25 protein-coding genes and 1 tRNA gene are annotated in these 23,192 nt (G+C 60.0%); 16 read left to right on the forward strand and 10 right to left on the reverse strand.

Features of this window, described 5'->3' with window-relative positions:
- Positions 1 to 8 precede the first annotated feature (8 nt).
- The 8 genes from HB393_RS17915 to HB393_RS17950 all read left to right on the forward strand — a co-directional run bounded on the left by HB393_RS17915 (position 9) and on the right by HB393_RS17950 (position 8,453).
- On the forward strand, positions 9 to 1,211 hold the full coding sequence (locus HB393_RS17915; RefSeq protein WP_213806568.1) for a type II secretion system F family protein: 1,203 nt from the start codon (positions 9 to 11) through the stop codon (positions 1,209 to 1,211).
- Between the two features lie 2 nt (positions 1,212 to 1,213).
- Positions 1,214 to 2,584, forward strand: a complete 1,371-nt coding sequence (locus HB393_RS17920) for an erythromycin esterase family protein (RefSeq protein WP_213806569.1) — start codon at positions 1,214 to 1,216, stop codon at positions 2,582 to 2,584.
- 111 nt (positions 2,585 to 2,695) lie between these two features.
- The gene (locus HB393_RS17925; RefSeq protein ID WP_213806570.1) at positions 2,696 to 4,327 is read left to right on the forward strand and encodes a GspE/PulE family protein; all 1,632 of its coding nucleotides are present in this window, start codon (positions 2,696 to 2,698) and stop codon (positions 4,325 to 4,327) included.
- Between the two features lie 99 nt (positions 4,328 to 4,426).
- Positions 4,427 to 5,482, forward strand: coding sequence for a hypothetical protein (locus tag HB393_RS17930; protein WP_213806571.1), 1,056 nt, complete (start codon positions 4,427 to 4,429; stop codon positions 5,480 to 5,482).
- Positions 5,482 to 6,186: a PilN domain-containing protein gene (locus HB393_RS17935; protein ID WP_213806572.1), complete on the forward strand. Its 705-nt coding sequence runs from the start codon at positions 5,482 to 5,484 to the stop codon at positions 6,184 to 6,186. Before HB393_RS17930 ends, HB393_RS17935 begins: the two co-directional genes overlap by 1 nt.
- Positions 6,183 to 6,866: a hypothetical protein gene (locus HB393_RS17940; RefSeq protein ID WP_255551297.1), complete on the forward strand. Its 684-nt coding sequence runs from the start codon at positions 6,183 to 6,185 to the stop codon at positions 6,864 to 6,866. Before HB393_RS17935 ends, HB393_RS17940 begins: the two co-directional genes overlap by 4 nt.
- The gene (locus tag HB393_RS17945) at positions 6,863 to 7,465 is read left to right on the forward strand and encodes a hypothetical protein (RefSeq protein WP_213806573.1); all 603 of its coding nucleotides are present in this window, start codon (positions 6,863 to 6,865) and stop codon (positions 7,463 to 7,465) included. The genes HB393_RS17940 and HB393_RS17945 overlap by 4 nt, the downstream gene beginning before the upstream one ends.
- A gap of 10 nt (positions 7,466 to 7,475) precedes the next feature.
- Positions 7,476 to 8,453, forward strand: coding sequence for a type II secretion system protein (locus HB393_RS17950; RefSeq protein WP_213806574.1), 978 nt, complete (start codon positions 7,476 to 7,478; stop codon positions 8,451 to 8,453).
- A 133-nt stretch (positions 8,454 to 8,586) separates the two neighbouring features.
- Here HB393_RS17950 and HB393_RS17955 read toward each other — a convergent pair whose 3' ends face one another.
- From HB393_RS17955 to mqnC, 4 genes are all read right to left on the reverse strand, one after another.
- A complete protein-coding gene (locus HB393_RS17955; RefSeq protein WP_345945286.1) occupies positions 8,587 to 9,963 on the reverse strand; it encodes an aminopeptidase P N-terminal domain-containing protein in 1,377 nt (458 codons plus the stop codon).
- Between the two features lie 46 nt (positions 9,964 to 10,009).
- Positions 10,010 to 10,399, reverse strand: coding sequence for a hypothetical protein (locus HB393_RS17960; protein ID WP_213806575.1), 390 nt, complete (start codon positions 10,397 to 10,399; stop codon positions 10,010 to 10,012).
- Between the two features lies 1 nt (position 10,400).
- The gene (locus HB393_RS17965; RefSeq protein WP_218624018.1) at positions 10,401 to 12,041 is read right to left on the reverse strand and encodes a cellulose synthase family protein; all 1,641 of its coding nucleotides are present in this window, start codon (positions 12,039 to 12,041) and stop codon (positions 10,401 to 10,403) included.
- A gap of 124 nt (positions 12,042 to 12,165) precedes the next feature.
- The gene (gene mqnC / locus HB393_RS17970) at positions 12,166 to 13,224 is read right to left on the reverse strand and encodes a cyclic dehypoxanthinyl futalosine synthase (protein ID WP_213806576.1); all 1,059 of its coding nucleotides are present in this window, start codon (positions 13,222 to 13,224) and stop codon (positions 12,166 to 12,168) included.
- A 150-nt stretch (positions 13,225 to 13,374) separates the two neighbouring features.
- Between mqnC and HB393_RS17975 the strand changes: the two genes are divergently transcribed.
- Positions 13,375 to 13,456: transfer RNA gene (locus HB393_RS17975), tRNA-OTHER, on the forward strand.
- Between the two features lie 134 nt (positions 13,457 to 13,590).
- Positions 13,591 to 14,412, forward strand: coding sequence for a signal peptidase I (lepB, locus tag HB393_RS17980; protein WP_213806577.1), 822 nt, complete (start codon positions 13,591 to 13,593; stop codon positions 14,410 to 14,412).
- A gap of 226 nt (positions 14,413 to 14,638) precedes the next feature.
- Here lepB and HB393_RS17985 read toward each other — a convergent pair whose 3' ends face one another.
- The 3 genes from HB393_RS17985 to HB393_RS17995 are packed head-to-tail and all read right to left on the reverse strand — an operon-like array spanning position 14,639 to position 16,375.
- Positions 14,639 to 15,031, reverse strand: a complete 393-nt coding sequence (locus HB393_RS17985) for a hypothetical protein (RefSeq protein WP_213806578.1) — start codon at positions 15,029 to 15,031, stop codon at positions 14,639 to 14,641.
- A gap of 11 nt (positions 15,032 to 15,042) precedes the next feature.
- Entirely contained in the window at positions 15,043 to 15,498 is a 456-nt protein-coding gene (locus HB393_RS17990; protein WP_213806579.1) for a vitamin K epoxide reductase family protein, read from the reverse strand.
- 31 nt (positions 15,499 to 15,529) lie between these two features.
- The gene (locus tag HB393_RS17995; protein ID WP_213806580.1) at positions 15,530 to 16,375 is read right to left on the reverse strand and encodes a site-specific DNA-methyltransferase; all 846 of its coding nucleotides are present in this window, start codon (positions 16,373 to 16,375) and stop codon (positions 15,530 to 15,532) included.
- 86 nt (positions 16,376 to 16,461) lie between these two features.
- On the opposite strand from HB393_RS17995, the gene HB393_RS18000 reads away from it, so the two are divergent.
- The 6 genes from HB393_RS18000 (at position 16,462) to HB393_RS18025 (ending at position 21,430) form a co-directional block, all read left to right on the forward strand.
- Positions 16,462 to 17,325, forward strand: a complete 864-nt coding sequence (locus HB393_RS18000; protein ID WP_255551299.1) for a PP2C family serine/threonine-protein phosphatase — start codon at positions 16,462 to 16,464, stop codon at positions 17,323 to 17,325.
- A gap of 27 nt (positions 17,326 to 17,352) precedes the next feature.
- Positions 17,353 to 18,195, forward strand: coding sequence for a 3-hydroxybutyryl-CoA dehydrogenase (locus HB393_RS18005; protein WP_213806581.1), 843 nt, complete (start codon positions 17,353 to 17,355; stop codon positions 18,193 to 18,195).
- 40 nt (positions 18,196 to 18,235) lie between these two features.
- Positions 18,236 to 18,691, forward strand: coding sequence for a MaoC family dehydratase (locus tag HB393_RS18010; RefSeq protein WP_213806582.1), 456 nt, complete (start codon positions 18,236 to 18,238; stop codon positions 18,689 to 18,691).
- Between the two features lie 71 nt (positions 18,692 to 18,762).
- Positions 18,763 to 19,818 (forward strand): MBL fold metallo-hydrolase, encoded by a 1,056-nt coding sequence (locus tag HB393_RS18015; protein ID WP_213806583.1) that lies wholly within the window; start codon positions 18,763 to 18,765, stop codon positions 19,816 to 19,818.
- Positions 19,819 to 20,007: 189 nt separating this feature from the next.
- Complete coding sequence (locus HB393_RS18020; protein WP_213806584.1) at positions 20,008 to 20,484, forward strand: hypothetical protein; 477 nt, start codon at positions 20,008 to 20,010, stop codon at positions 20,482 to 20,484.
- 121 nt (positions 20,485 to 20,605) lie between these two features.
- Positions 20,606 to 21,430: a rhomboid family intramembrane serine protease gene (locus tag HB393_RS18025; RefSeq protein ID WP_213806585.1), complete on the forward strand. Its 825-nt coding sequence runs from the start codon at positions 20,606 to 20,608 to the stop codon at positions 21,428 to 21,430.
- A gap of 74 nt (positions 21,431 to 21,504) precedes the next feature.
- On the opposite strand, the gene HB393_RS18030 is transcribed toward HB393_RS18025, so the two are convergent.
- The 3 genes from HB393_RS18030 to HB393_RS18040 all read right to left on the reverse strand — a co-directional run bounded on the left by HB393_RS18030 (position 21,505) and on the right by HB393_RS18040 (position 23,165).
- The gene (locus tag HB393_RS18030) at positions 21,505 to 21,852 is read right to left on the reverse strand and encodes a helix-turn-helix transcriptional regulator (protein WP_213806586.1); all 348 of its coding nucleotides are present in this window, start codon (positions 21,850 to 21,852) and stop codon (positions 21,505 to 21,507) included.
- Between the two features lie 323 nt (positions 21,853 to 22,175).
- Entirely contained in the window at positions 22,176 to 22,682 is a 507-nt protein-coding gene (locus HB393_RS18035; RefSeq protein WP_213806587.1) for a GNAT family N-acetyltransferase, read from the reverse strand.
- 123 nt (positions 22,683 to 22,805) lie between these two features.
- Complete coding sequence (locus HB393_RS18040) at positions 22,806 to 23,165, reverse strand: VOC family protein (RefSeq protein ID WP_213806588.1); 360 nt, start codon at positions 23,163 to 23,165, stop codon at positions 22,806 to 22,808.
- Positions 23,166 to 23,192: the final 27 nt, after the last annotated feature.

The following is a 23,192-nucleotide window of genomic DNA, read 5'->3' on the forward strand; positions in this document are numbered from 1 at the left end:
AGGGGTTTATGACAGAGTTCGTGGTTCGGCTGGCGGATGAGCGGGGGCGGGTGCAGGAGCAGACCCATGCGGCGGCGACTGCGGAGGAGCTGCGGGCTCGATTTACGCAGGCGGGGTACTACGTCTATAGCGTGAAGGCGCGGGGCGTGATGGGGGGCGGGGGGCGGAAGAAGAAGGTGAAGCTGGACACCTTCCTGGTCTTCAACCAGCAGTTTTTGACGCTTATTAAGGCTGGATTGCCGATTTTGGGGTCGCTGGAGCTGTTGGGGCGGCGGCAGAAGAATCTGGATTTTCGGGCGCAGTTGGAGGATGTGGGAGCGCGGGTGAAGACGGGCGAGTCGATCTCGCAGGCGTTCGAGGCGCAGGGCGGGTTTCCGGTGGTTTATACGACGACGCTGCTGGCGGGGGAGCGGTCGGGAAACCTGGAGGAGGTCTTGCAGCGATTTCTGGACTTTCAGCGGGTTTCGCTGACGTTCCGGAAGAAGCTGAAGGCGAGTTTGATCTATCCGGCGCTGCTGATCGTGATGGTGATCGGGCTCTTTATCTTTCTGATTACGTTTGTGGTGCCGCGGTTTGCGCAGCTTTATGACCAGTTGGGGACGAAGCTGCCGGCTTTGACGATGTTTTTGCTGGATCTTGGGCGGGTGGCCCAGCAGTATGGGCTGTATGTGCTGGTGGTGGCAGCGGTGTTGGGGTATCTGTTGTTTCGGTGGGTGAAGACGGATGCGGGAGCGATTGCGGTGGACCGGGTTCGGATTGCGTTGCCGGTGTTTGGAAATGTTTGGCTAAAGTACCAGGTGGGGTTGTTCTCGCGGACGCTTTCGACGCTGTTGACGGGTGGTTTGCCGCTGGTACCGAGTCTGGAGACGGCGGCGAAGTCGATCGATTCGCGGCAGATCGGGATTGCGGTTTACCGGAGCGTGGAGACGGTGCGGGAGGGGAAGGGCCTTTCGGAGAGCCTGCAGGCGACGAAGGTGTTTCCGGAGCTGGCGATCGAGATGATCGAGGTGGGCGAGAGCACAGGTGCGCTGCCGCAGATGCTGAACTCGGTGGCGGAGTTCTTCGAGGAGGATGTGCAGACGAATCTTACGGCTGCCATGAGCCTGATTGAACCGCTGATCCTGATTGTGATGGGTTTTGTGGTGGTGACGATTTTGATTGCGCTGTATTTGCCGATCTTCAGCTTGAGTGCGGGAGGCGTGAGCCAGTGACGATGCGTCGGTTGTGTATGGTGGCGGCGGTGGTTTGGGCGGGTGCGAGCGCTGGAGCGCAGGTGCCGACGGATGAGTCTGCCGCGAAGGCGGAGATCGCAGCGCGGCAGGCGGAGGCGCGCGGCCTGTTGATGGCGCATGCTACGCCGATTACGGCGGCGGATGGACCGTATCGCGCGGCGGACTATGAGCCTCTGCTGGGGATGGTGAAGGGCAAGAGGCTGGTGCTGGTGAGTGAGCCGACGCATGGGACGCATGAGTGCCGCCTGGAGAATGCGAAGCTGGTGCGGTTCCTGGTGGAGCGGGCGGGAATGCGGACGCTGATCCTGGAGCTGGGGTATGCGGAGGGCTTGGAGCTGGATGCGTATGTCCGGCGTGGGGTGGGGGATGTGAACGAGATCGTTGGGAGCCATTTGGGGATTCTGTGGAACACGGTCGAAGAGGCCGATATGATGCGATGGGTCGCGGAGTGGAACAAGGCACATCCGAAGGAGATGGTGCGGGTGGTGGGGATGGATGTGGAGCCGGGTACTTCGGGGGAGTTGGCGCTGGCGAAGCTGATGGCGGGGATGAAGATCGATGCGGCGCTGGTCGAACGGTTGAGGGTCGGGGCTGAGGCGGCGGAGAAGATGAAGGGGCCGGCGAAGGCGACGTCCAGCGCGGAGGAGAAGGCGGCCTCGGCGGATTATGACAAGGCGTTGGTGGAGCTGCTGGCGGTGCTGAGGGGTCTGCCGGCGGGTACGGCGAAGGACGATGCCTGGCGGTCGGTGATGTCGGTACGGAGCGGGCGGCGGGCCGCGGAGATGCGTGGCGAGGGGCCGAATGGAAATGAGGCAGGGCAGCGGCTGCGTGAGTTCGAGATGGGACGTATGGCGTTGGCGGCGGTGGCGGAGTCGAGTGCGCCAAGCGTGATCGTGACGCATACGGTTCATCTGAGGCCGGGGCGGCTGGCGGGCGATAAGGTGCAGACGGTGGGGTATCATCTGGCGCGGACGCTGGGGGATAGGGCTTTCTTCCTGGGCGAAGAGTATGGGACGGGGTACATGCGGGCGTTTGAGCCGACGACAGGTCCGATGGCGACGAGGCGTTTGCATGCGGCGAAGTTCGATGCTCCGGCGGCGGGGAGCATTGCGGCGGCGCTGGGGGAGGCGGGACCGCTGCTGGTGGATCTGCGGGACCCGCAGGATGGGTCTGCGTGGTCGGAGTGGCTGGAGACGATGCAGGCGACGCATCTGTATCCAGCGATTACGTATGAGGCGGGAGATGCGACGAAGCCTAACTGGACGGTTCCGGCGGACGCATTCGATGCAATGATCTATCTGCCGCAAGTGACGGCGCTGCACCCGATTGGCGCTCCTGAGTATGTTCCGTAAGGGGATACGGGGCCGGAGGGAATGGACGGGGAGGCCGCCGAGGGTGAGTATGACTGTAGGTTGCTGTGATATTTTGCTGTCCAAAGCGGACGGCGGGGAGTCTTACGAGATATGGCCACACCTTTAGCGATACCGATCCATGAGACGGGAAGTGATGAAGTGGAGCGCGCTCAGGCGCTGGCGCGGCGCTATCATGCCGACTTTGTCGATCTGAAGAACTTCAAGATTCAGCACGAGTTATTTAAGAGCGTGCCGGTGGACATGATGTTCCGGTACAACTTCGTGCCGCTGGAGCAGATGGAGGGGCGGCTCGCGATCGCGGTGAGCGATCCGTCGAAGTTGATGGTGCTGGACGAGATCTCGGGGCTGCTGGGGAAGCGGCTGGTGACCCGGGTGGCGACGCTCTCGCAGATTACGGATCTGTTGAAGAAGACGGAGCAGAGTCAGCGGGTTCTCGATGAGGCGAGCGAGGGTCTGGCGTTTGATGTGTTGTCGAACGATGAAAATGACGACGCCAATATTTCGATCGAACGGCTGACGGCGGATGAGGATATCTCGCCGATTATCCGGCTGGTGGATACGACGATCTTTACGGCGCTGGAGCGGCGGGCTTCGGATATTCACCTGGAGACGTTCGACGACTCGCTGCTGGTGAAGTACCGCATCGACGGCGTGCTGCAGCAGGCGATGGCTCCGATTGCGCGGGAGCATCATCAGACGATTCTTTCGCGTATCAAGGTCATGAGCGAGCTGGATATCGCGGAGCGGCGCGTGCCGCAGGACGGGCGTTTCCGGGTGCGGTACAAGGGGCGGCTGATCGACTTTCGTGTGTCGATCATGCCGACGGTGCATGGCGAGAACGCCGTGCTTCGCGTGCTGGATAAGGAGTCGATGAGCGAGAAGTTCACGAAGCTCTCGCTGGATGTGGTGGGGTTTGCGGAGAAGGATCTGACGCGGTTCCGGCGGTACATCAAGGAGCCGTACGGGATGGTGCTGGTGACGGGGCCGACGGGTTCGGGTAAGACGACGACGCTGTATGCGGCGTTGAATGAGATCAAGAGCGACGAGGACAAGATCATCACGATCGAAGATCCGGTGGAGTACCAGATTCGCGGGATCACGCAGATTCCGGTGAATGAGAAGAAGGGGCTCACGTTTGCGAGGGGGCTGCGGTCGATTCTGCGTCACGACCCGGACAAGATTCTGGTGGGCGAGATCCGCGATGCGGAGACGGCTCAGATTGCGATCAACTCGGCGCTGACGGGCCACCTGGTGTTTACGACGGTCCACGCGAATAACGTGGTCGACGTGCTGGGACGTTTTTTGAACATGGGTGTGGAGCCGTATAACTTCGTGTCCGCGTTGAACTGCATCCTGGCGCAGCGGTTGGTGCGGCAGGTGTGTGATTTTTGTGTTCAGAATGTCCGATATAACGATGAGGAGCTGATCGCAAGCGGACTGGAGCCGGCGGATTGGCGAGGCTTCGATTTTCGCGAGGGAGCGGGATGCATCGAGTGCGGCGGAACGGGGTATCGCGGAAGATCGGCGATCCATGAACTGCTGGAGCTGGATGACGAGATTCGCGAGATGCTGCTGGCTAAGAAGCCGGGATCGGAGATTCGGAAGAAGGCGAAGGAGAAGGGGATGGGGTTCTTGCGAGACTCTGCGCTGGAGAGGGTCCGGGCGGGAATCACCACGTTACGGGAGATTAACAAGGTTACGTTTATCGAAGCGGGGCGCTAGAGCAGCTCTCTTGTGTACCTACAGGAGAATGACTTGAGGCGACTGGCGGAATGAAGGTCCGGGGCTTACGGGCTCCGGAACAGGATAGTCTAGGACGGCATGGATTTTTTACCGAAGGCATTGGGGACGCGGCCGCGTCTGGCGGTCGAGGTTCGTACGGAAGGTGTAGTGGCTGCGCGCGCGGAGGATGCGGCGGGGCTGCTGACGGCGGTTTCGCGGGCGAATGTCTCTGAGAGTGCGCTGGCGCCGGGGTTGAAGGCGGGAAATATCGTCGACCGGGCGGAGGTTTCGGCCGCGGTTCGACTGGCGCTGGATGCGGTCGCGGGACGTGGAACGACTCCGGGAGCGGGGCGAAGCAGGCATGTGACGGTGATCGTTCCGGATGCGGCGGTACGGGTTCTGCTGCTGGACTTCGACTCGTTGCCGGGAAAGATTGCGGAGGCGCTGCCGGTGGTACGGTTCCGATTGAAGAAGCTGCTGCCGTTCGAGGTGGACGACGCGGTGGTGAGCTATCAGACGATGTCGGCCGCGAAGGGATTGGTTACGGTGGTTGCAGTGGCGATTCCGCGCGAGGTGCTGGCGGAGTATGAGGGTGTTGTGACTTCGGCGGGGTATCTGCCTGGGGCGGTAATCCCGAGTACGTTGGCGGCGCTGGCTGGTTTGGGCATTGGGTCGAACTCCGGGGAGGATGCGGAGTCGGCTACGCTGCTGGTGAATGCCGGCACGCAACAGGTGACGACGGCGATTGTTCGAGGCGGCGTGCTGCTGCTGCACCGGACGCTGGAGATGAGCGCTTCGACGGAGACGAAGGCTGTTGAGGTAGAGGGTGTAGAGCGCGACCGGATTGAGGTCGAGGCGGAGATGCAGGCCGGGATGCTTGCGGTGGCGGTTGAGCTTTCGGCTGCCGGGGAGATTGCGCAGGCGGTCAGCGTGGCGGCGGCTTATTTTGAGGACACTTTATCGTTTGCGCCGCAGGTGCTGCTCTCGGCGGGAACACGGAGCGCCGAGACTTTGGAGCGGGTGCTGGAGACGCATGGACTGGAAGGATTGCGAGTGCGGGAGATGATGGAGCCGGGGATGTTTGCGGCGGGCGCGGCTACGGCGACTGTGCCACGCGGTTGGTTGGCAGGGGTGAGGGGAGCGTTGACGAGCTGATGCGGATCTCTGTCAATCTCGCGACACGACCGTTTGTCGAGCTACGTCCCCTGATTGCGCGGCTGCGGCTGACGATGGGTGTGCTGGCGGTGCTGGCCATCGGGATGGGCTTCGGGCTGCATGCGCTGAAAGCGAAGGCCAAGGTGGCGCAGGCGCAGATGGATGCGTTGAAGGCCAAGACGCTCGCCTTTCAGCAGGAGAAGCAAGCCAACGAGGCGCGGATGCGACAGCCGCAGAACCAAGGGGTCTTGGAGCGATCGCAGTTTTTGAATGCGGTGTTTGCGCGGAAGAGCTTTAGTTGGACGGCGGTGATGATGGACCTTGAGAAGGTGCTGCCGACCGGGGTTCAGGTGACGAGTCTGGAGCCGCAGATCGCGAAGGACGGCACGGTGAATATCCGGTTGAGGGTGAGCGGCGACCGCGACCGGGCGGTGCAGTTGTTGAGGAACCTGGAGACCTCGCAGCGATTTATTGCAGCGCGTTTGGCGGGTGAGGCTGCGCAGGCGGCTGAGACCGGGCGTAGTTCCGTGGCTACGGTGACTGCTCCTGGATCTGTGGAGTTCGAGATCTTCAGCGGCTATAACCCTCTGCCGACTGTATCTGCAAAGGTGTTGAAGGCGGCTGATACGAAGATGACTGTGGCTAAGTCGCGCAACACCGTAAAGACGCCGATGGCTCCGAAGCAGAAGGGAGTGCGCCGATGACGGTGACGCTGGACAAGACGGCGGCGAGTACGCAGCGAATGACGGCGCGTACCAAGAAGCTGTTGACGCTCAAGAATCTGCATATCGCGGGGGTTGCCGCGTTGGGGGTAATCTGCGTCTACCTGCTGGTGCGCATGGGTTTTGCGTGGCAGGCGGCGAAGAGCCAGGATGCCGGGGCGCTGGCGCAGCAGACCGCGGCGATGCATTCCGCCGAGACCGCTGCGAAGCCGCTGGCTGGGCTGGATGAGAAGTTGAAGCAGGCGACGCTGGATGCGGATCAGTTCTACAGTCATCGGCTGCCCTTCTCTTACAGCGAGGTTGCGGGAGAGTTGGGAGTTTTATCGAAGAAGCAAAATGTGAAGCTGACTCGCGGCCAATATGCGGAGGCTCCGGTGCTGGCGGGGGGAATCGGCCCACTGACCGAGGTTCGGATGGATGCGAGCCTTACCGGAGATTACCGGTCGCTGGTGCTGTTTATCAACGGACTGGAGCGGGACAAGATGTTCTTCCTGATCCGGGGCGTATCGCTGACGGGACAGCAGAGCGGAGCGGTCGGGGTGCGTATGGGGTTGACGACGTATCTGCGGGCTCCCATTGGGACCGAGGGTGTGGCGAAGCAGGGGGATGAGGCGGCTACGGATGGTTCCGATGCTGCACCGGCGGGAGGCGGAGCACGATGAAGCTGACTCCAGACGATAAGAAGAAGGCGATTGCGGGTGGAGCGTTTGCCCTGCTGGCGATAGGGATTTTGTACTACGAGTTGGGGGACATGCTGGGGTCTTCCGCGCCAACGGCGGCTCCGGCTCCCGTAGTTATTTCGGCTCCGGCTGCCGCGGGTGCGAAGACGGCGGGGAAGGTTCCGCAGGTGGCTTCGGCGTCGTTGCAGCTCGATCCAACGCTGAAGATGGGGCCGATGCTGGTGACGGAGGCGTTGGTGTATTCGGGAGGCGGAAGGAATATCTTCTCGGCGACGTCGGTGCCGATGGAGATTCCCAAGGCGATTGCGGCGGCGCGTCCGAAGGGGCCGGTGGTTCCGGTGTATGTCGCCCCGAGCGGACCTCCTCCGCCACCGCCGATCAACCTGAAGTTCTTTGGGACGGCGACGTCGGGGAACGGGAATCGGCAGGCGTTTTTGCTGCATGGCGAGGATGTGTTTGTCGCTTCGGCGGGAGATATCGTGCAACGCAGGTACAAGGTGATCTCGGTGGCGGCGAGCTCGATTGTGGTTGAAGATATGACCAACAACAATCGGCAGACGCTCCCACTGCAGATGAATTGAGAGGTGCAGGATGCGCCGAGATGGAAATGAGGATGGATTTGCGCTGATCGCACTGGTGGTGGCGATCTTCCTGGTACTGCTGGCGCTAGGGGTTGCGGCTCCGAGGGTGGCGCAGCAGTTGCGGCGGGAGCGCGAGGTGGAGGCGGTACATCGCGGAAACCAGTATGTGCGGGCGGTGCAGCTTTATTACAAGAAGTTCGGAAATTATCCGGGTTCGATCGACCAGTTGGAGAAGAGCAACAATATCCGGTTTTTGCGGCAGAAGTATCTCGACCCCATGACGGGGAAGTCGGATTGGCGGCTGATCCATGTGGGCGAGGCAAAGACTACGGTGAAGGGATTTTTTGGACAGCCGCTGTCGGGGCTGGCGTCCGGGCTAGGGAGTGCGGCGGGGCTGGCTTCCGGTGGATCGATTGGGGCGGGAGCCACGGGCTCCACTAGCGGCGGGTCGTCGAGTTATCCGACGGGTGGTTTGGGGGGATCGAGTTCGAGCAGTTCTTCGGGCTCTGGGTCTTCGGCTTTCGGTTCGGGTAGTGCGGGGTCTTCCAGCTTTGGATCGAATCCGGGAAGTTCCCCTTCTGCGTTTGGGAACTCCGGGCTGGGGAGTTCCAATCCGGGATCATCGCAGCCGGGGTCTTCCAGCTCAACTGGGGGCTCGGGAATCTCGAGTCAATCGGCTACGGATTTCAAAGGAAGCGGGGCGCCTTTTGTGGGGATAGGAAGTGCCGCGCCGGGGAACTCGATTCTGGTTCTGAACGAGCAGACGACCTATGGGACCTGGGAGTTTATCTACGATCCGCGGATCGAACAGTTGAAGGCGAAGTCGAGTCTGTTTGGCGGCGGGCCAGCTTCGACGAGTGCCGGCAGCCTGGGGTCGGCGCAGTCCAACGTCAGTCCGGGGTTGGGTGGGGCTACGACGCCTACCAGCGGCACATCTCCTACTACGAGTCCCAGTACACCTTCGAGTCCGCCTTCGACCTCGCCTTAGTGAGGCCGGGCATGCTGTTTAGAACAATTCTCCTGTTGCTGTGGAGTGGATGAAACTTAGAAGTGCCGTTTTTCTTGATAAAAAACGGCCATAGATTCGACGCCTCTCCTAATACACCCACAGGAGAATTGCTCTAGTGGTGCATGGCTGCTTCGACCTCTTGCGGCTCGTGAGGCAGTTTGGCTATCAGGTCCACCAAATGGCCTGTCTGATCGACGTAGTAGACGTCTTCGATGCGCACTCCGATCTGCTCTTCGGGGATGTAGATTCCGGGTTCGATGGTGAAGACCATTCCCTTGTCGAGAGGTTTGGTGTAGTCCATGGGATCGTGTACGTCGATTCCAACGGAGTGACCCAGGCCGTGCAGGAAGTACTTGCCCAGCGGCTCGCCTTTCAGGTCTTTGCCGTGGGTGTTGATGTAGTCGTAGGCCACCTTGTCCAAGGTGTCGGTTACTTCTGGAGTTCGTTCGCTTACGTTGCCCATCTTCATCTTGCCTGCGACGAAGGCAGCGGCAGCGGCTCGGTGCGCGCCCAGGACGATGTCGTAGATCTCCTTTTGGCGGGCGGTGAATTTTCCGTTTACGGGCATGGTGCGAGTGATGTCGCTGGCGTACATGCTGTACTCGCCCGCTGCGTCGATCGTCACTACCTGGCCGGGCTTCATGAGGTCTTCGTTGGCGGCGTAGTGCAGGGTGGTCGAGTTGATTCCGGAGCCTACGATGGGAGCGTAGCTTGGGCGCTCGCATCCCTCTGCCATCATGGTCTCGATTTCGATTCCGGCGATGGTGCGCTCCCGGACGCCGGGGCGGATGGACTTCATGCCGGCGCGTTGCGCGGCGATCGAGGCGTCGGCGGCTTTACGCAGCAGGGCGATCTCTGCCTCGGACTTTACTGAACGCAGTCCCATGGTCAGGGTTCGCACGTCGTTGACGGTGGAGGCTGTGATGCCTAGCGAAGCCGCGACGAAGTCGATGCTGGCCCGGGATGCGGTGACGTCCAGTTGCGTCCAAAGATTTTGCCCGCGGCGGCGATCTTCGCCGATGAATTTGGTGAGCACCGTCGGGAGGGAGGCTACGGCCATCACTTCGGCTACTCCGGTTGCGCCGGTGACGCCTGGTGTGGCCTCGTCCATCTTGATGCCGGTGTACTTCTCTGTGACCAGGCTGCGCGCTGGAAGAAAGAGGATCTCGCGATATCCGTGCGCGGGAACTACGTCTCCCAGGCGCGTCTTCGTCTCGGGACCGGGACCGATGACGACCAGAGCTGCTCCAGGCTCGTTCCAGCCGGTGAGGTAGTAGAAGTCGGAGTCCTGGCGGTAGGACATGAAGTCCAGGACGGGCTCTGTCGCTGCGAAGACTATGGCGGCTCCGCCCTTCAGGCTTTCGGCCAGCGCCTGACGGCGTGCGTGGTACTCAGGCTTAGGTACGGATTCCAATGCGGAGGCGGCGTTTCCTGACGCCAGAGCTAACGCCAACAGACCACCACAGACTCTTCCTAGAAGAACTTGCACAGGCAGACATCCCTTCGACGCGGGCTAGATTTGTTGTGTTGCGAGATTAGTTACTTAGGCCCAGCAGAATCACGTATAGCAGAACAACGCTAATAAGGGAGGTGGCAATTCCGATCCATCGCAGTTTGCCGCTGGCGAATGCCAGCATTCCAATGGCAATCACTCCTGAGACGAGACCGAGCGGCATGCAGAAGGCAGCTACCAATGGCAGCCATTCGCCTTTGAGGCCCCAGGGGAGTTCCAGCGCGATGAAGAACAGCGGGGAAGGGATGGAGGCGATCAGCGCCAGGATGAGTCCCGCGAGGGCGACCCGGTAGCGCCGTCCTTCCACGAGGAGGTAGGTCTTTCGCTTCTCCAGGAAGAACACGTTCGCGACGAGCGGAAATATTGCAAGAAAGATTCCGAGCGTTAGATAGAGTCGATCATGCCATGACATCTTAGATCCCCACCGGATACGGCTTCTCGTGCATGGCCTGACCGCTGGTGCCGTTGCGTTCGAAGCGGCCCTGTAGCAGGCTCAGCAGGCCTGTATACCAGTAGCCTAGGACGAACAGCAAGAGGAAGGGTACGGTAAAGAAGTTCTCGGTGGAGACGGCGTAGTAGACCGTCCAGGCGAAGTAGCAGCCGATGGCGAGCTCGATCCAGGGCACGATGCCCAGGCGCTTGCGGTACTTCTGCGCCTGACTCTTCTCGCCCTTCTTTTGCACGCTGTACTTGGGGGTTCGGGCGAAGGCGCTCTTGATGCCGAAGAGAGCTTCCAGGACGGCCTTGGTGTTGGTGATCGTCAGACCGACGCCGAGAGCCATGAGGAAGGGCACATACAGAAATGTCTTGTACCAGGTCTTTGGGTGGAGTTCTTTCTGGCTGACTAGGTAGAAGGTCGAGACCGACATGGTGCTTGCGATGAAGAGCGGCAGGTCGATGAGGAGCATCTGGATGTAGCCCTGCCAGCTACGGATGATCATGGCGGGCATGAGCAGCACGCTGAGCACGATCATGAGGGGGTAGCTGATGTTTGCCGTCAGGTGATACCAGGCCTCCAGCTTGGTGCGCCAGGGCTGGTCGCTCTTCATGACGCGGGGCAGGATCTTCTTGCCGGTCTGGATCAGGCCTTTTGCCCAGCGGGCCTGCTGGGTCTTGAAGGCGGTCATCTCGATGGGGAGCTCGGCGGGGCACTCGACGTCTTGCAGGTATTTGAACTTCCAACCGACCATCTGGGCGCGGTAGCTGAGGTCGGTGTCTTCGGTGAGGGTGTCGTGCTGCCAGCCGCCGGCGCTGGAGATGGTCTCCCGGCGCCACATTCCGGCTGTGCCGTTGAAGTTGAAGAAGACGCCTGCGCGGGAGCGGCCGCCGTGCTCCAGCACGAAGTGGCCGTCGAGGAGGATGGCCTCGACCTGGGTCATGAAGCTGTACTCGCGGTTGAGGTGCGTCCAGCGGGTCTGCACCATGCCGATCTGCGGCTCGGCGAAGTGATGGACGACCTGCATCACCCATTCGCGTGGAGGGACGAAGTCGGCGTCGAAGATGGCGATGAGATCGCCACGGGCTACGTCCAGGCCTTTGTCGAGGGCTCCGGCCTTGTAGCCGCTGCGGTTTGTCCGGTGCAGATAGACGATGGGCTGTGGCGGCATTCCTACGAATCCGGCTGCGTATCGCTCTACGATCTCGCTGGCTACCTTGATTGTCTCGTCGGTGGAGTCGTCGAGTACCTGGATCTCGAAGCGATCGCGCGGGTAGTCCAGGCGGCAGATCGCCTCGATCAGACGCCCGATTACGAACTGCTCGTTGAAGATGGGGAGCTGGATGGTGACGAAGGGAAGATCGGCTTCGGGAAATGTAGCGGGCGGTTCGTCCCATTTTGGGGCGTTTTTCTTGTTCTTGTAGTAGAGCCACACCAGTTGGTAGCGGTGGATGCCGTAGAAGGCCAGGATCACCATGACGATGAAGTAGGGGATCAGGAGTCCTGTATCGAAGGCGTTCCAGCGATACAGGTTCTCAAACGTGCGGTCGCCGTAGTGGGTCTTCAGATAGTGCGTGAACCCCTTGGGGGCAGCGAAGATTCCGACCAGGGCCGGCAATATGGAGATAAGTGAGGACAGGGAGACGGCTCCGAAAATCACATCCAGAATCCATACGATTCTACGCGATAGAGTTGCGCTGCCCGGGGTTTCACAATTTGCAGCATAATTATCGATGCAATGGCTAGTTGAGGAACATCGTCCGGTAGAGGGTATCCCTTTGCACCGGCTTGAAGCCGGCGTCCCGGATGATCCGCCGCAGTTCTTCCTCGGTGGTGGCGTTCGAGGTTCCCGCGGCCTTCACCACGTTCTCCTCGAGCATTACGCTGCCTACGTCGTTTCCCCCAAAGCGCAGGCCCATTTGAAGGACTTTGAGACCCTGGGTCACCCAGCTCGATTGCACGTTTTCGATGTTGTCGAGGTACATGCGGCTGATGGCCAGGGTCTTCAGGTACTCCACGGAGGTGGCTTCTTCCAAGCCCTGGCCGCCAAGGGCGTTGTTTTGGGGCTGGAAGCTCCAGGGGATGAATGCGGTGAAGCCGCCGGTCTCTTCCTGGAGCCGCCGGACCACCTCGAAGTGGTTCACGCGGTTTTCCATGTTCTCGCCTACGCCGAACATCATCGTGGCGGTGGTGCGCATTCCGAGCGAATGCGCGGTGCGATGGACGTTGACCCAGTCCTCGGTGCGGCACTTCAGGCGTGCGATCTTGATGTGTACGTCGTCGTCCAGAATCTCCGCGCCGCCTCCGGGGATGGAGTCCAGACCGGCATCGCGCAGGCGCATGATCGTCTCGAGCACAGAAAGCTGGGAGTATTCGGCGATTGCGAGGATCTCGCTGGCGCTGAGGCAGTGGAGCCAGATGGAAGGGAAGCGCTGCTTAATGCCGGTGAAGAGCTGCTCGAACCACTCGATCTTCAGGTGGGGATGGATTCCGCCCTGCATCAGGATGCCGGTGCCGCCCATCTCCACGGTCTCGCGGATCTTGTCGTAGAGGGTGTCGAACTCGAGGATGTAATCTTCAGCGGCCAGCTTGCCCGTCATTTTTCCGGTTAAGGGATGATCGAACGCGCAGAAGGTGCAGTGTTCGGTACAGAAGTGCGTGTAGTCGATGTTGCGGTCGATGATGTAGCTGACCACGCCCTCGGGGTGCAGACGCCGCCGTACTGCGTCGGCCTCCATCCCGATCCCGATCAGATCGTCGCTCGCAAAGCAGTCCAGCGCCTGTTCCCGGCTGATTCCCATCTCATAATTCTACGCTGAAGGCCGTTCCGCCGGCCTCACAACGGCGATGCCTCTGGTGCAAAACAGACGAAAGACATGCGTTACATCGTATAGACCGAACTTGCCGAAAACCTGACTTGCGGGGAACTGCTAACGGAATATACTCGAACGGCCTGCGTGGTGAAATGGCAGACACAGCGGTTCCCGCCGCCGACTATTCTCGGTCATGCGGGTTCAAATCCCGCCGCAGGCAATCCAAGCTAAAGATGTTGCCGAAAACGTGACTTTTGGGGAAGTGGATCGAAAGTCAATCTTTTGGGTACAACAATAGAACCGCAAACCCATTCAGCGATACACTTGGCTTACCAGCAGCCGCCGGAGAAATGGATGAACAGCACGCAAGTGGAACTCGAAGCTGCTACCGGAACTGCGCAACCTGAAGAGCAGCACGAGACCGCCCTTGAATCCCTCGCCTCCATCTGCACTGTCCTCGCCATCGGCCTCTTTGTCATGACCTTCGTCTTTCAGAACTTCGAGATCCCCTCCGGCTCGATGGTCAAGACCCTGCTAATCGGCGACCACGTTCTCGTCGATCGCATCGCACTGGCCCCGCCCAGCAAATGGGCACCCTTCACCTTCTATCGCGACGTGCATCACGGCGACATCATCGTCTTCCTCAAGCCTAATCCCGAAACCCCCAACCTCTTCCTCGTCAAACGCGCCATCGGCCTCCCCGGCGATCACCTTCACCTTCGCAACGGAGTTGTCTACCTTAACGGAGTGGCACAAAACGAGCCGTACGCCGGAATGCCTGTATACGATGACAACCCCCAGCACGCCTTCCAGCATTCCCGCGACGACTTTCCCGCCGACATCGCAGGCATCGCTGAAGTAGCCACCGCAAACCACGCCGCACAATGGGCCGTCGACCTCCCGAACCACATTATCGACGGCGATATCGTCGTACCCCCCGGCATGGTCTGGGCCATGGGCGACAACCGCACCGAGTCCGCCGACTCCCGCTACTGGGGCTTCGTTCCACGCGAGAACATCGTTGGCCGCCCCATGTTCGTCTACTGGTCTTTCGAGACCCCAGCCGACCAGATGAACAAGCAAAGTATAGGCGAGCGCATCGGCTTCGTGGGTCACATCCTCATCCACATCTTCGACGAGACCCGTTGGAATCGAACGCTGCATGTGATCAAGTGATTTGTAGCACCCAAATTCCAATCGAACGTCTTCTCATTCAGCATCCTGATGGCGGCCTTCTCTAGTTCCCGCAAAACGGGGATTTCGGCAACCTTCGCATTCTGATGCCGCTCCCAGGGCCTCGACGGTGGGTTAGTTGTTTAGGAGCAACGGCAAAGACCAGCCACATCCACAAGGGACTGTAACGGAGTTCCTGGTACACTCACCTCTTCATGAAGCGGAAATGCTAGTGCGGCCGTGCCAGCAGATAGATCACGACTCCCAGCATCACGATCAGGAGAGATACTCCGGTTTTTATCCAGATGCCGATGGAGGCTACCTGACGTTCCAGGGCCTGAACCCGGTCTTCCTGCCCGCTCGCTGCCTTCCGTGCCTGCTCCGCCGATTCGCCGACGACCGCCAGTTGCGCGCTGAGCTCCTGCAACTGCCGGTAGAGGCCTACGTGGGCCTTGGTGACTTGTCCGAGATCGCCGCGGACTCCCTCGGCCATGGCCGCCAGGGCTGCCTCATTGGCTCTTTCGGTTGCGGCCTTCGAGGAGAAGTATTTGTCCGCCATCGGCACGAGCCGTGTGATATGCGGAAGCAATTCAAACAACTGCGCTAATAGTTTTGGCCACATAGGGAACTAGTCTAGACGACCGCCGCCCGACGCTGCCGCCAGCGCACGAGGAGTGTCGCTGCTGTCACGAGCAGGATCGCCGTTACGATGGCCTGCGACCAGAGGCAGTAGATGCACCACTTCTCCAGCACATAGGCTTCGAGGTAGGTGAGCAGGGCGGCGCAGAAGAATCCGATCTGGGCGAGTTCGAGCACGATCCAGAGCCGTCCCCAGAGGGCGAAGCCGGCCATCAGCGCGTAGCCGAGGATGCCGATCAGGGCTACGGGAATGTGTTTGCCGGCCTTGGGGTCTTCGTCGAAGGTTCGGGGAGGGAAGACCGCGAAGCGGCTATGGTTGACCGCACCACAGTCGAAGTTTTCGGTTACGGCGCAGGGGGGAGCCTGACTTGGATCCTGGTAGTGCACCCGCAGCGCCAATCCGCTCACCACCATTCCTGCAAAGGCCAGTAACGCGATCAAATACTTCATATCAGAATTCTACCCGTGCAGACGCGAGAGGCTATAGCCATTGAGCGAGTCGCCTCTGCATTACCGCGATCGCTTCCGCGCTCTCGTCCACCATGCAGAAGCAGCGTCCGTTTTTGGCTGCGGCCTCGGCGGTGGTTCCGCTTCCGGCGAAGAAGTCCAGCACACGGTCTCCGGGGTTGGAGTGCACGCGCACGATCCGCTCCAGGATTCCCAGAGGCTTCTGGGTGGCGTAGCCGGTCTTCTCCTTGCCTGTCGGGGAGACGATGGTGTGCCACCAGACGTCCGTCGGGGTTTTGCCCCTCTCCGCCTTTACGGCTCCCACCAGGCCGGGAGCCATATAGGGAATTCGGTCGGTGGCTTCGAGGTTGAAGGTGTAGCGTTCAGCGTCCTTGCTGTACCAGAGGATGTTGTCGTGCTTGGCGGGCCATCGTTTGGTGGCTCGTGCGCCGTAGTCATAGGCCCAGATGATTTCGTTCTGAAAGCAGGCGCGCCCGAAGATCTCGTCGAGCATTACCTTGCAGTAGTGCACCTCGCGGTAGTCGATGTGGAAGAAGAGGCTGCCGTGTGGGGTCAGGATCCGATGTGCCTCTTCCAGCCTCGGGCGCAGAAAGCCCAGGAAGTCGTCGAAGCGGTCTCCGTAGCCTTCCATGGCGGTGCCTGTCTCGGCGACGGCTACCAGCTCCGTGCGGTAGCGTCTGCCGCCGAAGCCTACACGGTCGCCGGCGTCATCCTGAATGGTCTTCATCTGCGGACGCGTTTGTCTTCGCCCGGTATTGAAGGGCGGGTCGACGTAGATCAGATCGACCGATCCCGTCTCCATTTCGCGTAGAACCTGCAGGTTGTCTCCGTGCACGATTCGGTTTGTACTCAGTTCCATTTTTGCTCCTCGACCCCTCTCAACATTAACCCAGCCTTTGTCTCAGGCGCGGGAACGTGTATTGTTTTCTGCGAGCCTTATCTCTGTTGACCTTGTCTGTTAGCCATCCCATTTACGCCATGCTCTCGCACCCCGGCCGCGTCCGCCACGGCAACGAGGACGCTTGTGCCGCCTCGCCGGAGAGCGGCGCATTCGTCGTCTGCGACGGTATGGGCGGAGCCGCGGCGGGAGAGGTGGCCAGTCAACTCGCGGTCGAGACGTTCATCGCTGCGGTCTCTTCCGCGGAGCCTGTGTCTGTCTCTGCCAAGTCGTCGCAGGCACGGTTGAACGCTGCCGTGCAGGCGGCCAATCACGCTGTCTTCCAAAAATCCCGGCAGGATCCGAAGCTGGCCGGTATGGGGACTACTCTGGTGGCTTTGCTGCATGTCCCGGCGGCGACTGCTGCCACTTCTGCTGTCGATCCGGAGTCTGCTGGCATTACCATTCGCCCGACTCCTCCCACTCTGTGGCTTGCGAACGTCGGGGATAGTCGCTGCTATCTCTACCGTAACCGGGAGCTGGCGCAACTCACTGAGGATCACTCTCTGGTGGAGGAGCAGGTGCGGGCGGGTCAGATTACGGCGGATGAGGCTGCCCGCTCTCCGATGCGTAACCTGATTACGCGGGCGGTCGGGTCGCAGTCCTCCGCCGATGCCGATATTCGGGGTCTGCGTGTTCGTCCCGGCGATCTGTACCTGCTGGCCTCGGATGGGCTTAATCGGGAGCTTACCGATGCTGAGATTGCTACGATTCTCGCCGATGTCCCCTCGCCGGCGACGGAGCCTGATCTTGCTGCCGCCTGCGGCACTCTGATTGCGGCTGCCAACCAGCACGGCGGACGGGACAATATCACGGTGCTGCTTCTGGCCTTTCCTGCGGGGCCTGACCGCCGTAAGCTGCATTCGTCCTAAGCCGCTCTTTTGGTACACTCAGCCGTCATGCAGACCATCGGTGTCATCGGAGCGGGGACGATGGGGAATGGCATCGCTCACGTCTGCGCTCGGGCCGGCTTCGATGTAATTCTGTGCGAGGTCTCTCAGCCGGCGCTGGAGCGTGGTCTTGCTGCCATCGCCGGTAATCTGGGCCGGGAGGTGGCTAAATCGAAGCTCACCTCTCAGGAGGCCGCTGACGCGCAGGCTCGCATTCTTCCGGCGAGCAGCCTTGAGGCGTTGGCGCCCTGCGAGTTTGTGATTGAGGCGGCGACTGAAAAGTTCGATGTCAAGGCGCAGATCTTCCGTACTCTCGACTCGTTTCTCGCTCCTGGGGCTGTTCTCGCGTCAAATACCAGCTCCATCTCGATCACGAAGCTTGCCGCGGCGACACGGCGTCCGATGCAGGTCATCGGCATGCACTTCTTCAATCCGGTTCCTGTGATGAAGCTGGTCGAGATCATACGAGGCCTCCAGACCTCTCAGGCTACCTTCGATGCCGTCAAGGCGCTCTCCGAGCAGCTTGGCAAGATTCCGGTGGAGGTCAACGATGCGGCGGGGTTTGTTTCTAATCGCGTCCTGATGCCGCTGATCAACGAGGCTTGCTACGCGGTGATGGAGGGGGTTGCGACTCCGGAGGCGATCGACACCATCTTTCGTGAGGGGATGGCGCATCCGATGGGGCCGCTTACTTTGGCGGATTTTATCGGGTTGGACGTCTGTGTCGATATCATGCGCGTGCTTGCCGAAGGCCTGGGAGGCGCGAAGTACAACCCTTGTCCACTTCTGGTACGGATGGTCGACGCTGGATGGCTTGGCCGAAAATCGGGCCGCGGCTTTTACACCTACTAACCTGCATCGGTACACTGGGTAGCAGTCTCAGGGAGAAATCATGCCGCAAGAGCTTTACTTCGAAGACTTCTACGTAGGTCAGACCATGAACTCCATCGGCAGCGCGAAGGTGACCGCCGAGGAGATCAAGGAGTTTGGCCAGAAGTACGATCCCCAGCCCTTTCACCTCGACGAGGCCGCCGGCGAGAACTCCTTCTTCAAAGGCCTGGCCGCGTCCGGCTGGCTGACTGCCGCGATCGTCATGCGCCTTCGGGTGCAGTCGATTACCGTTGCGGGCGGCATGATCGGCGCCGGCGTTGAAGAGATGCGCTGGACTCTGCCGGTTCGGCCTGGTGACACGATCCGTACCGAGATCGAGGTTCTGGGCGTACGCCAGTCCAGCTCGCGTGCCGACTATGGAATCGTCCGGACTCGCACGCTGGCCTTCAATCAGCGCAATGAGGTGGTTCTGCGCAGCACGGTGAACTTTCTGGCTCCGGTCCGGCCGAAGGCGTAGACAGTACCCATCCAAATTCCCACCTGCCGATACGCCCCCATTCCCACAAGGACGGGGCGTATGTTAACTAAATGCGCATGACCGTGCTAGCCTCGGGCTCCAAAGGCAACAGCACCGTCATCTCCAGCGCTCGCACACGGGTTCTGGTCGATGCCGGCCTCTCCTGCAAGGAGCTTCTCCGCCGCATGGCTCTTGTCGGTGAGGATCCCGATACGCTGGATGCCATCCTCATCACTCACGAGCACATCGACCACGTTACCGGGCTCTCTGTGCTGGCGCGCCGGCTCAATATTCCGGTCTTCTTTACTGAGCCTACTCATCGTGCCTGGGTCCGCATGGTGACTCCACGCACTACGATGACGTATGCCAAATGGCTCGATCATCTGCAGCAGGAAAAAGAGGCTCGCGCCGCGCTGGTTGCGTCCAGTGCCGCGGCTGCCGAATCCGCCTCTGCGGAGGCAGAGGCTATCGCACAGATCTCAGCCGAAGCTGCTGTAGCCTGCGATTCGCTGCGCTCTGACGACCCCAACCCTACCCTGGAGCTTCCTCCCGATCCTGACGAAGCGGATGCTGACTGTGATCCTGTTTCCGCGCCGAAGGTAAAGGCCAATCCTGCGGCTCTGCCCGCAGTGGAGTACTTTCACGCGGGGACGAACTTCTCCATCGGGGATCTGGACATTACCCCTTTCACTATTCCCCACGATGCTGCCGACCCTTGCGGCTTCGTCTTCGAGTCGAGGACTGAGCATATTCGCATGGCTGTTGCTACCGACCTTGGCTACATGCCTCCCAACGTCAAGGCTGCCCTCAAGGGCATCGATGTTTTGCTGTTGGAGTCCAACCATGACCTGGAGATGCTGCGCGATGGCCCTTACCCCTGGTCGGTGAAGCAGCGGGTGCTCTCCCGCGTTGGCCACCTCTCCAACGACGCCACAGCTGAGTTTCTCCAGAAGGACTACGACGGGGGAGCGGCTTATATCGTGCTTGGCCATCTTTCGGAGAGCAATAATGTCCCTGAGTTGGCCCGTCTTGCTGCGGAACAGGCTCTTACTGGGCATCCTTCCCTCTTAGGGAATCGTGTGCTGCTGGCACAGCAGGGCGCTCCGCTTGAATCTATCTGCCTCTAATTGAGTAGGTTAGAGCCGATCTTTCTGCCTATATCCTTCAAGATACCCCCCAAGGAAGTGCATCTTTCCCTCCCTCCTCGTTATCAAAAGAGATAGAATTGAGACATTACAACGATGCGAAAATCCGCACTAGCATTTCCCGAGCCTAAGCCAAATCGGGAGGAAAAGTACGAAGGGAACAGTCGCGTTGTGCGTACACGCGCACTCTCCTGCACCGATCCTGTAGTCGGTGACATCCTCGCCGGTTGGCGTTACGATATCTCGGGTCTTTCTCCGGCCATGGGTCGGGATTATGAGCTGCATCTCTCAGAGTGCAGTTCCTGCCGCCGCCGCCAGCGAGTCGCACGCACGATCGACGTTCTGCTCCTCAGTGTAAGCACCCTTTCCATCTTGGCGTTCTTTCTTGCTGCTGTGGTTATCCATCGCGTGGAGCTGGTCACGCATGGGGGAACGCTGCATGTTCCTATCCCGCTCCATCAGGCCCATGTTGTCGCCATCTCGCTGGAAGCCATCGCCATTACCGGTCTTGTCTTTTCGACGCTGCTTTGGGTTCTGGTCGCCGTAGCTACACCGCTTCCCGGTTTTCTGGGCCAACTGGTCCAGCAGCGGATTCCGCCTCACATCCTCACCGACCTTCGCGATCGCTTCAACAAGAACGCGGCTTAGGACGAGATACCCGACCGGCGCAGATTGCGGCTTAAATCCGGGAGAAGTATCCCACTAAGCTTTGGTTCCGGTTGGGAATTTGTAATCCGCTGCCTACCGCGTTAGCGTACTAATAACGAAGATGTCTCCCTCCTCTTATCCTCAAGGCGAAGTTCTTCCCCCTCGTGAGGGGACGGACGCCTATGGCGCTCAGGGGAACGTTGGTCCGGTCGAGCGGACTCAGTCCCGGGGCCGCAATCTGCTCTCGGCTCCTGCGACCTATATCCTGGTGGGCATCAATGTTGCCGTCTTCGTCTGGATGGTTCTGCATGGCGTCTCCCCCAAGGAGCCCACTACTAATCAGTTGCTTCAATACGGGGCGACGAATCCTGACTATATTCTTGGCGGCCAATGGTGGCGTCTTCTGACGGCTATCTTCGTTCACGTCGGCCTGATCCACATCGCCACCAACATGTGGTGCCTCTGGAACCTTGGGCTGCTTGGTGAGCCGCTGCTGGGGCCGTTCGGGCTGGCTGCTGTCTATGTCCTTACCGGGGTCGCCGGTAATCTGCTCTCGCTCGCGATCAACGTCATCTTCCGCGAGCATGAGTCGGTGGGTGCGGGTGCCTCGGGAGCTGTCTTCGGTATCGCCGGAATTCTCATCGTTCTGCTTTCAAACCATAAGCTGCCCATTCCGTGGACTGAGCTTAAACGTCTTCGGCGTTCGGTGATGCAGTTCGCTGGTCTCAATCTGGTGATCGGCTTGGCGACGGTCTTCACGAACATCATTCGTATCGACAACTTCGCCCACCTCGGAGGCTTTCTCTCGGGATTGGCGATGGGAGTTCCCCTCGTTCCGCGGATGACCTCAGGGCGTGTGCGTTATCTCCGCAGGCAGAAGTTTACCTTTGCCGTGTCGACTTTTCTGTTGGCTCTGTTCGGGTACTGGATCTCCAACCTCAAGTAGTAGGCACCCAGAGTTTAGCTCACACGAAGACGCCGCCCTGGAGGCGGCGTTTTTTCAGCCTCTTCCCTTGATGGTTAGCTCAGGGAGGTCTGGGCGAACTTTCGTACCATCGCCAGCAGCAGTCGGCGGTCGCTCTCGCTCAGGTGGGCGGAGTAGCGCTGTACCTGGGTTAGAAACCTAATTTCATCCTCGTTCAGGTTGAGGCCGGACATCTCCTTGCCCACGACCTCTTCGGCGAAGAACTCCGAGAGTTGGAGGTCCAATGCTCGCGCGATCTTTTGCAGGGTTTCCAGCGAGGGGACGGTGTGGCCGTTCTCTACCCGGGACAGGTAACAACGGAGGAGTCCGGTCTTCTTCTCAATGTCACCCTGAGACATCCCTTTCTGTAGCCGGTATCCTCGGATCGTTGTTCCGATGTTCATTGAGATGGAGCCATTATCCATAGGTGTGCTACTCGCCAGGACAGAAGAGATTGTTTGCGTATCAGCCATTGACCACAAAGTAACTACCCGCAACGCCCGGGTCAATGAGAAACTTCAAGCGACTACCGATTCTTGTACCAGCGCAGGTACATCTCCCCTCGATTCAGTGATTTCGCCCTTCCCTTCTTGAACCTTTACTTGAACCCCATTGGGACGTTGAACCAAAGAGAGCAATACTTTGTGGATTAATAATTAGTGACTAAACAGCTTCTGGCCGTAGGAATTCCCCGTGGCCTGAAGATGCGGATACCCGCTTCAGACTGCTAGAGCTTCCGGCGAAAGAAGACGACATCCTCCGCCAGGTTGTCGTTGTATCGTTCTACGCTTTCAAAGCCCATCGCCTTATACATTCCGTTCGCCTGAGGCATCGCTGCGGGAACGGTGTCGAGATACATGGCCTCATAGCCTGCCGTGGTTGCCCAAGCTATCGCCGCCTCTACTAACCGCCGTCCCAGCCCAAGACCACGAGCGCTGGGTTCTATCCAGAGCCGCTTCATCTCGCACCCCCGCTCCGGAACTCGATGCTTGCGGACGATCCGCACTGCGCAGCAGCCCACCGCTACCCCATCGACCCAGGCAAGCAGGAGGATTCCCTCGGGAGACTGGTATTGGCCTGGCAGACCTGCCAACTCCCGCTCGAAGTTCTGGATATTGATGTTCGCCGCTCCAGCCGGATTTGCTGCGAGATAGGCTGCGTAGGCCTGCATCAGTCTGCGGGCTGCAGCGATCTCCTCTGCCCCAACTGCCTCCCGCACTGCGATTTCAGCCATGATTCTCGCAGCGTATCATGCGGTGCTGCTTCGTTTGAGGCCTTCTTCGCGATAAAAACATGGTGTCCCAACTCTCCGTGAGTAGCCGCGAAGTGTGGGACACCTTGTGTGAATTGGGTGAGGTTAGGCGGATTTCGCTTGCCAGAGGGCGATAGAGGCTCCGGTAGGGTCGATGACGATGCTGAAGACTCCGTGTCCGGGGACCTCCTGAGCTTCGCGGATGACCTGAGCCCCAAGGGAACGAGCCTTGTCGGTCGCGGTGTGGATGTCTTCGACGCCGACGTAGGCGAGCCAGGCGGTAGGAGCTGCAGGCATGGACATGATGCCTCCGCCGGGGCCGTTGTCGGGTTTGAAGGTGCTGTAGGTTCCGGCCGGTCCCATATCCATATCTTCAAACTTCCAGCCGAGGAGCTGGGCGTAGAAGTCTTTGGCTTTGGCGAGGTCGGGGGTGTTGAGTTCGAGATGCACGAAGGGGTTTGCCATGGTATTTCCTTTCACATCGGAGGTATG

Origin of the sequence: Granulicella sp. dw_53 (assembly GCF_018449545.1) — a bacterium.
GTDB lineage: Bacteria > Acidobacteriota > Terriglobia > Terriglobales > Acidobacteriaceae > Edaphobacter.